We start from the raw sequence: 7,511 nt of genomic DNA on the forward strand, positions 1-7,511 counted from the left end.
GTACTGCAGCGGCAAGCCGCTGCAGAGTTAAACGGCTCCGCTGACGCTCCGCCAAATTCCCGCGCAAGCGCGGGAATTTAATTCCGTAAACGGAATTCTGAATACGTGTCAATTCGCGCAAGCGCGAATTGAGGGAGTCCCGCAAGCGGGACTCCTGAAGCTGGCCAGGAGGGGCAGGTGCATCACGTGCGGGCCTGTGTAGCGTCTGGAAACTAAACCACCACTCCCGCAGTGAAGTTGACGGACTATCCGGTGAACGAGCGCTGGCCCTGCCGAAGAGACGGCTCCGCTGCGCTCCACCCGAACCCCTCCCCCACTCCGTAACCTGTACGCCCAACCCTCGAACACACCCCCAGCAGCATACACTCCAACCGGCCTATCATGGAGCGTGAACTGTCGATGCGTCACCTGATGAACCAACCTTTCCTAAGAGGATGCATCACTGTAATGCACTGTGTAGAATCTGGGATCTGACAGCACCACCACCCGATCCCCACACCACTCAGGGATTCCATATTCTGACCGCGCCGAATTCCGCGAAATGGAGAGCACAGGAATGGCCGTGAAACTGCGTGACCATCAGATCGAGGCCGTGAGCGCCATCGTGCGCGGTCTCGATGTCCCGGCGGGTGGCATTCCTGCCGATGGTCTGCGCGGGCAGGTGCACGCTGCGTGCGGGACGGGGAAGACCGTCATGGCCGCCGCGTCGGTGAAGCGAATCGTGCCCAGGGGGCGTGTTCTGGTGGTGGTACCAACGCTGGATCTGCTCTCCCAGACGGTGCAGGCGTGGCACCAGGCCGGGCACACGGGGCCGGCGGTCGCGGTGTGTTCGCTCCAGGACGACCCGGAGTTGTGGAACCTTCGGGTGCGGTGCACCACCAACCCCATCCAGCTGGCGCTGTGGCACGGTACGGGGCCAGTCACCATCTACGCCACATACGCCTCCCTCGGTGTCCTGGCGGAGGCCTTCGAGGGCGCCTACGGGCAGCAACTAGCCCCGGTGGACCTCGCGGTGGTCGATGAGGCGCACCGGACCAGTGGCTCGACGGGGAAGGCCTGGGCGGACATCCACGACCAGACCGTCATCCCCGCACACCGTCGGCTGTACCTGACGGCGACGCCGCGGATCTGGGAGGAGCGGCTTAGTCGGGAGGTTGTTGAGGGGGTGCGGGATCCGTTGCCGAGGGAGATGGCGGCTTCCATGGACGACGAGAAGGTCTTCGGGCCCGTCCTGTACAAGCTCAGCTTGGCGTCTGCCGTTTCGCGCGGGTTGCTGGCGCGGTACCAGATCATCGTGCTGGAGCTCCAGGACCCGGTGGTCACGCCCGAGCGGCTGATGGGCGAGGAGCGGCGCAGTGAGGAAGTGCGGGGGCAGCGGCTCGGAGCCTTGCAGGCGGCGCTGCTGCACACGATGACGCAGTACGGGCTCCAGACCTGCATTACTTTCCACCACCGGACGATAGAGGCTCAGGCATACGCGGAGGGCCTGGAGCGCGTCGCCGCCAAACTGCACGCCAACGAGCCGGAGAAGTACCCCAAGCACATCTGGGCGGACTGGCTGTGCGGCGAACACGTCCCCGAGCGCCGGCGGGAAGTCCTCGGCTCGTTCGGGTCCACGGCGCAGCGGGCCGTGCTCTCGAACTGTCGCGTTTTGGGCGAGGGTGTCGATATCCGAAGCGTAGATTCGGTTGCCCTACTGGACCCCAAGGGCGCGCCGCACGACATCGTCCAGGCCATCGGCCGCGCACTGCGACAGAAGCCCGGACAGGGCAAGCTCGCCTCCCTGATCGTGCCGGTATTTTTCCAGCCCGGAGAAAAGCCGGAAGACATGTTCACCTCCGGCTCATACCGGCCCCTGGTGAAAGTCTTGGAGGGCCTGCGGGCCCACGATGAAGAGGCCGTGGAACTGCTCGCGATTCCGCAGAAGCCTCAGAAGGACGTGGCGCAGCCGTCCGTGCATATCGGTATAGCGCCAGAAGAGGGCGAGGAAGAATCACGGTTGCTGCTCCGTTTTGCTGCCCCCAGGGATCCAGTGATGGTCGCGGACTGGGTCTCCTTCAACGTCATCGACACCGAACGCCAGGACTGGTCCCGCGGCTGGGCGGCACTCAAAAAATTCACGGAGCGTGAGCATCACGCCCGAGTGCCTTATGGGCACAAAGAGGGCGCAACACCGCTTGGGCAATGGGTCACGGAACAACGAAGGGCGTACGGGGCCGGGCAGATGACCGGCCAGCGCGCGAGGCGACTCGAACAGCTGGGCATGGTCTGGTCGCTGGCCGATGAGCGCTTCCAGGAGAACCTGGAGGCCGCGAAGGCCTACTACGACCAGCACTGGACACTGTGCGCGCCCCGCTCCGCGACCGCGCTCGACAAGCCGGTCGGGCAGTGGCTGTCCAACCTCCGCCGCCCCGGCGCCCTCGACGGACACCCCGAGTGGAAGACGGCGCTGGAGGCCGTGGACGAGGACTGGAACCCGTCGTGGCCCGCGGACTGGCAGCGGCACTACGCCGCACTGCGCGAGCTGGTGGCCGACGAAGAGGGCCAGCCGGAGGTTCTGCCCGGCTTCACGGTCCACGGCATGGACATCGGGAAGTGGCTGGCCAAGCAGCGGACGGCGAAGGTCTGGGAAACCCTGGCGGCCGGACAGCGCGAGCGACTGGAGCAGCTCGGCATCACGCCGCTGGCCCCGGAGCTGGAGGAGCCCGCGAAGCCGTCCACGACGCCCCTGAGCGCCTTCGAGCGGGGCGTTGCGGCCCTGACGCAGTACATGGCCCGCGAGGGCTCTGTGAAGGTCCCCAGGGCCCACGTGGAACGGCTGGGAGACGGTACCGAGGTGAAGCTCGGGGTGTTTCTGTCGAACAGCAAGAGCAGGCGGGGGAAGCTGAGCGCCGACAAGCTCCAGGCACTGGCCAACCTCGGACTCGACTGGGCGACGGCGTAGCTGTGGTGAAGTGCGGTCGGGCCCGGAGGCTGTTGGCGTCCGGGGCCCGACATGTCAGTCCTCGGGGAGCTTGAAGACGTCCTCGAAGCGGTCGAGGGTCTCGTCGTCGATCTGGGCGAAGAACTCGTCCTGGTCGCAGGTGAGCTGGTGTGCCGGGCCGACATGGTCGAAGGCACCCGGCTGCCTGTTCTTCTCTCGAGTGATCTTGAGGCGCATCAGGAACGGGGGCTGTTGGTGGCGAGCGGGTCGGCTTCGGTGAGGTTGCTGCCCGTGGCCCTGTTGTAGAGGCAGAGGTAGTCCTTGGTGGAAAACAGGTCCTCGATGTCGGCGGTTTCGGGCGGGTTGTCGAGCTCTGCGATGACGACGGTGTGCGAGGGGTCGACGTCGGCGGCCGCGGCGGCGTTGCGGACTTTCTCGATGGCCTTGGGGGTGTCGGACCCATCGACGAGCGCGCGGGCGTCCAGGGGAGGGCCCATGACGGCGACGAAGGCTGGCATGTTGCCGATGCCGCCGACGGCGGATGATCGAGAGGCGGGGGGCGAGCCCGGTACGTCTATTGCTGATGAGGTGGTCGGAGAGGCACATCAAGAAGACGGAATCGCTGCTGCCTTCGACGGCGAGCAGGGGACCCGCGCCGAGGAAGAGGAGCTGGGCGACGGAGTACCCGAGGGCGGCCTCGACCGGCAAGATCGTCTTGGCGTCGGCGGGGAGGCTGATGGCGACTCCGATCCCTGAGGATGCCTGAGATCGCTCAGTTCACACCGAGAGCGTTCAGGATCGCGGCGGCGACGTGATCGGAGGCGTTCTGGTGGCCCTTGGCGTTGGGGTGCACGAAGGCCACCTCGGTCGGGAAGGTGGTGAAGACGCCCTCGACCCACTTGCCGGCGTCGCAGACGCTGTGGTTCCGGGAGGAGTCGGCGAGGCCGACGAACGCGTCACCGCGCTCACCGGCCGTCTTCTCGATGGCGGCGTTGAGCGGTCCCAGGACGTCGTCACGCAGCCAGTCCAGGTCCCCCGCGGTGATCGAGGCGAACTGCTCCCAGTCGTTGTACCGGCACTTGGAGGTGTCCTCGGGGATGACCGTCGGGTAGCCGACGTTCACGACCTTGGCGTGCGGGGCGCGCTCGTGCAGGGTGGCGAGCATGGCGTCGTAGTCCTTGCTCACCTTGGTCAGCCGGCCGGGGATGTCATCGGCGAGGTCGTCACGGCACGGCGTGCCGACGCCGCCGCTGCCATCGCCGAGTTTCAGGCAGGTCAAGAGGATCTCGGCGAACCCGAGGGTGTTGCCGCCGGCGCCGACGGTGATCACGTCGGTGCCGGGGTGCACTGCCTCGGACTGGGGCGGTACCGGGGGGAACGGGTAGTCCGGGTCTTCCGCGAAGGGCGGCAGGTGACGGCCGATCGGCTGCTGGGCGTTGAAGGTGACGTCCTCGATGGTGGCGGCGCCGCAGCTGACGTTGGTCAGCTCGATCAGCGAGCCGAGGTCGCGGTCGATGACCTGCGGGTAGGACTGGTCGGTGCGCTCACAGCCGTCACGGGGGACCTCGAAGGTCTCGCCCGCCGCCGGGATGACCCCGGCGGTGTAGGAGTCGCCCAGGGCGACCCATTCGTAGGAGGCCGCGGCTGCCGGGGTTGCGCCGGCGAGTTGCACGGGGACGAGGGCGGCTGCGGCGAGTGCCGCGGCGGAACCCAGGACGGCCAGTCGAGTGCGCACTTTTGCCACTAATCCTCCATTGGTACGAGAGGTGCGGTGTTGGGACGCTATGACCGTACGAAGGGAATAACTCAGTGCACTAGATCCAATACGGACAGTCACTATCCGTCGGGCCTCAGGGCTCCCTCGATCACGGGTGACAGGTTCCGACCGGGCGGGCTCGGAACAAGAACCGAGCGCGCCACCCAACGGACCGCTCCAGCAGGGTTCTTGATCGCCGGTAAGGGCACCCCCGGGTAATTCGCCGGACGCCGGCCCGGCGCACGAGCCCCGCCCGTTGTCCTGTTCGCGTCTATCCAGCGAAACCGCCCACGTCGGCGGAGCCCGCGCCCGAAGGGTCAGGCCGGCCGGTCCGAACGGCCCGGTCGAGACGGGCCCGGCGTTGTGGATGACGCCGCAGGCTCGCTCTGATGCGGAAGCAATCCCAAAGCGCCGGGCAAGCCGCGTGTCGGCGCCACGGCGCCCGTCACATGGCCAGGCGTGCCCGGCCGGGGCCTGTGGTGCGCCTGCGTGCTTCCAGTACGCCCCCGCGCGCAGGAGTCACGGTCATTGCCCGGCGGCAAGAAGCCTGAAGGCCTGCGCCTGCCGGGGTGGGCGCCCGACCGGGCGACGGCAGGCGTGCGCCCGGCCGTGACGGCTCACCCGGGGGTGTGGGGAGGCTCGCCGGGATGGTCATGGATGATCCCATCGTGCTGCTCGACGAAGGGGGGCATGCGATCGGTACGGCCCCGAAGCCGGCGTCCCATCACAGGGATACCCCGCTGCATCTGGCGTTCACCGCCTACGCATTCTCGCCCAGCAGCGAGCTGCTGCTGACCCGGCGCTCGGCGGCGAAAAAGACGTGGCCCGGTGTGTGGACGAACACCGTCTGCGGGCATCCCAGGCCACACGAGCCGCTGCCGGACGCCGTCAGGCGACGGGTGCACGCGGAGCTCGGAGCGGGGGGCAGGTGCAAGCAGAGGCGGTGCTGGCCAAGGTCCGCTACCGCGCGGTGCTGCCGGACGGGACCGCGGAGAACGAAATGGGCCCGGTGGTACGGCTCTTGCCGGACGGGCCCGTGACCCCGGATCCGGCGGAGACGGACACGGTCCGATGGAGCGCCTGGGAAGCGGTCACGGCACGCGTACTGGCCGGCGATGCCGAACTGAGCCCGTGGAGCGCGCTGACCATTCGCCGCCTGGCCGCCCTCGGCCCCGACCCGTGGGCCTGGCCCACCGTCGACCCCTCCTCATCCATCCCAGCCCTTCAGCACCTCTGCGAACCGGACGCGCGCAGGGAAGTATCCGGATGACGGCGGCGCGGGAACTGCTCGCCCAAACGCGTACCCGCGTCGACCCCGGATACCGGCACGCCCTGGATGAGATGCCGCAGGGGCTGCGGCATCTGCTGGGCTACCACGCAGGCTGGTGGGACGAAGAGGGCAAGCCACGGGAGCCGGCCGGGAAGGCGTTCACAGCGGCGCTGGCCCTGGCCGCCGCGCGGGCCGCCGGCGGACAGGACCAGGCGGCCCTGCCCGCAGCCGCAGCCGCAGCCGCAGCGGTGGAGATGATCTACGACGCATCACTGCTGCACGACGACATCATCGACGGTGACCGCACCCGCCGAGGACGTCCCGCCGCCTGGACCGTCTTCGGGACCGGCGCGACCTTGTGCGCCGGTGTCACGCTGCTGCACACCGCACCCCAGCTCCTGCCTCCCCACCAGGCCGCAGACCTTGGCGCTGTGACGTGCCGCATCTACGAGGGACAGATCGACGACCTCGCCTTCGAGACCCAGCCGGAGACCACCTGGAGCCAATACCTGGCGATGGCGCAGAAGAAGACCGCGGTGCTCCTCGCCGCAGCCTGCTCCCTCGGTGCCGTCGCGGGCGGTGCACCGCCCGAGGCAGTGGCCCACTACAGGGAGTTCGGCCGTGCTCTGGGCATCGCCTACCAGATCAGCGACGACATCCTGGGGATCTGAGGGAAGCCCGAAGCCACCGGCAAGCCGATCCACTCCGACCTGACCAGCCACAAGAAGACCGCCCCGGTGATCGCCGCCCTCACCTCGGACACCGACCCAGGCCGGTCGCTGCACACCCTCTACAGCGAACACGCCACCCCGACAAGCACACAGGCCACCCATGCTGCCGCCCTGATCGAGCAGGCAGGGACACGTGCCCGGAGCGAGAGTACGGCCGACCAGTGGGCCCACCACGCTCGCAGCGCCCTGGACCGGGCACAACCACACCACCGGGCCGACCTGGACATCCACGCCAACGCCGCGATCCGCCGCGGCCACTGACCACCCGCACACGCCCCTCACGAGAAAGGACCCGCCCTGCCATCGCGAACCCGGACCCACAGGCCCGCCTCCCCGCAATACCGGGGCTGCCCTCCCCCGTGCGGTGTCACCCTGGCCACGCACACATGGAAGCGCACCTGCGCCGCTGGGCCGACCAGTTCGCTCTCACCCCCACCACGGAAACAGCCCAGCACCTGGCCGCCAGCCGCTTCGCCCTCATGGCAGCCCACGCCTGCCCCAGCGCCCCGCCGCCACAAGCCGACCGGGCCGCAGAATGGATCACCTGGCTTTTTCCTGCTGGACGACCAGCTGGAAGAAGGAGCCCACGGCTCGCAAACCCGCTGGAGAGAAGTGATCCACGCCGTCCGTGAAGTGCTTAAATCCCCGGACGCGGGCGGCGCCGCCAGCCCGCCCCTCATCCGTGCCCGGTCCAGGGCGCTGCGAGCGTGGTGGGCCCACTGGTCGGCCGTACTCTCGCTCCGGGCACGTGTCCCTGCCTGCTCGATCAGGGCGGCAGCATGGGTGGCCTGTGTGCTTGTCGGGGTGGCGTGTTCGCTGTAGAGGGTGTGC

At 68.3% G+C, this 7,511-nt stretch carries 9 protein-coding genes; 6 read left to right on the plus strand and 3 right to left on the minus strand.

Annotation, left to right across the window (positions count from 1 at the left end; genetic code table 11):
• The first annotated feature begins 556 nt into the window (after positions 1-556).
• A complete protein-coding gene (locus EAO75_RS43700) occupies positions 557-2,944 on the plus strand; it encodes a DEAD/DEAH box helicase (RefSeq protein WP_148000705.1) in 2,388 nt (795 codons plus the stop codon).
• Positions 2,945-2,998: 54 nt separating this feature from the next.
• Here EAO75_RS43700 and EAO75_RS46340 read toward each other — a convergent pair whose 3' ends face one another.
• Entirely contained in the window at positions 2,999-3,160 is a 162-nt protein-coding gene (locus EAO75_RS46340; protein ID WP_187284841.1) for a hypothetical protein, read from the minus strand.
• The gene (locus tag EAO75_RS43705; RefSeq protein WP_148000706.1) at positions 3,160-3,420 is read right to left on the minus strand and encodes a hypothetical protein; all 261 of its coding nucleotides are present in this window, start codon (positions 3,418-3,420) and stop codon (positions 3,160-3,162) included. The genes EAO75_RS46340 and EAO75_RS43705 overlap by 1 nt, the downstream gene beginning before the upstream one ends.
• Between EAO75_RS43705 and EAO75_RS43710 the strand changes: the two genes are divergently transcribed.
• A complete protein-coding gene (locus tag EAO75_RS43710) occupies positions 3,419-3,679 on the plus strand; it encodes a hypothetical protein (RefSeq protein ID WP_148000707.1) in 261 nt (86 codons plus the stop codon). The genes EAO75_RS43705 and EAO75_RS43710 overlap by 2 nt on opposite strands.
• 16 nt (positions 3,680-3,695) lie before the next feature.
• On the opposite strand, the gene EAO75_RS43715 is transcribed toward EAO75_RS43710, so the two are convergent.
• Positions 3,696-4,658, minus strand: coding sequence for an SGNH/GDSL hydrolase family protein (locus tag EAO75_RS43715; protein ID WP_261989690.1), 963 nt, complete (start codon positions 4,656-4,658; stop codon positions 3,696-3,698).
• Positions 4,659-5,332: 674 nt separating this feature from the next.
• Between EAO75_RS43715 and idi the strand changes: the two genes are divergently transcribed.
• From idi to EAO75_RS43730, 4 genes are all read left to right on the plus strand, one after another.
• Positions 5,333-5,719: an isopentenyl-diphosphate Delta-isomerase gene (gene idi, locus EAO75_RS46810; RefSeq protein ID WP_261989691.1), complete on the plus strand. Its 387-nt coding sequence runs from the start codon at positions 5,333-5,335 to the stop codon at positions 5,717-5,719.
• Positions 5,608-5,949, plus strand: coding sequence for a hypothetical protein (locus EAO75_RS46815; protein ID WP_222724032.1), 342 nt, complete (start codon positions 5,608-5,610; stop codon positions 5,947-5,949). The genes idi and EAO75_RS46815 overlap by 112 nt, the downstream gene beginning before the upstream one ends.
• Positions 5,946-6,620 carry a polyprenyl synthetase family protein gene (locus EAO75_RS43725; protein WP_148000709.1) on the plus strand — a complete coding sequence of 225 codons (675 nt, stop codon included), beginning with the start codon at positions 5,946-5,948 and terminating at the stop codon, positions 6,618-6,620. Before EAO75_RS46815 ends, EAO75_RS43725 begins: the two co-directional genes overlap by 4 nt.
• Before the next feature lie 66 nt (positions 6,621-6,686).
• Positions 6,687-6,941, plus strand: coding sequence for a hypothetical protein (locus EAO75_RS43730; protein WP_148000710.1), 255 nt, complete (start codon positions 6,687-6,689; stop codon positions 6,939-6,941).
• Positions 6,942-7,511: the final 570 nt, after the last annotated feature.

The organism is Streptomyces sp. UW30, from assembly GCF_008042075.1.
Lineage (GTDB): Bacteria > Actinomycetota > Actinomycetes > Streptomycetales > Streptomycetaceae > Streptomyces.

Bases quoted from the DNA above. Each gene is read 5' to 3' on its own strand.
- EAO75_RS43700 (WP_148000705.1), top strand. From the start codon at position 557: ATGGCCGTGAAACTGCGTGACCATCAGATCGAGGCCGTGAGCGCCATC.
- EAO75_RS46340 (WP_187284841.1), bottom strand. From the start codon at position 3,160: ATGCGCCTCAAGATCACTCGAGAGAAGAACAGGCAGCCGGGTGCCTTC.
- EAO75_RS43710 (WP_148000707.1), top strand. From the start codon at position 3,419: ATGACGGCGACGAAGGCTGGCATGTTGCCGATGCCGCCGACGGCGGAT.
- EAO75_RS43705 (WP_148000706.1), bottom strand. From the start codon at position 3,420: ATGGGCCCTCCCCTGGACGCCCGCGCGCTCGTCGATGGGTCCGACACC.
- idi (WP_261989691.1), top strand. From the start codon at position 5,333: ATGGATGATCCCATCGTGCTGCTCGACGAAGGGGGGCATGCGATCGGT.
- EAO75_RS43725 (WP_148000709.1), top strand. From the start codon at position 5,946: ATGACGGCGGCGCGGGAACTGCTCGCCCAAACGCGTACCCGCGTCGAC.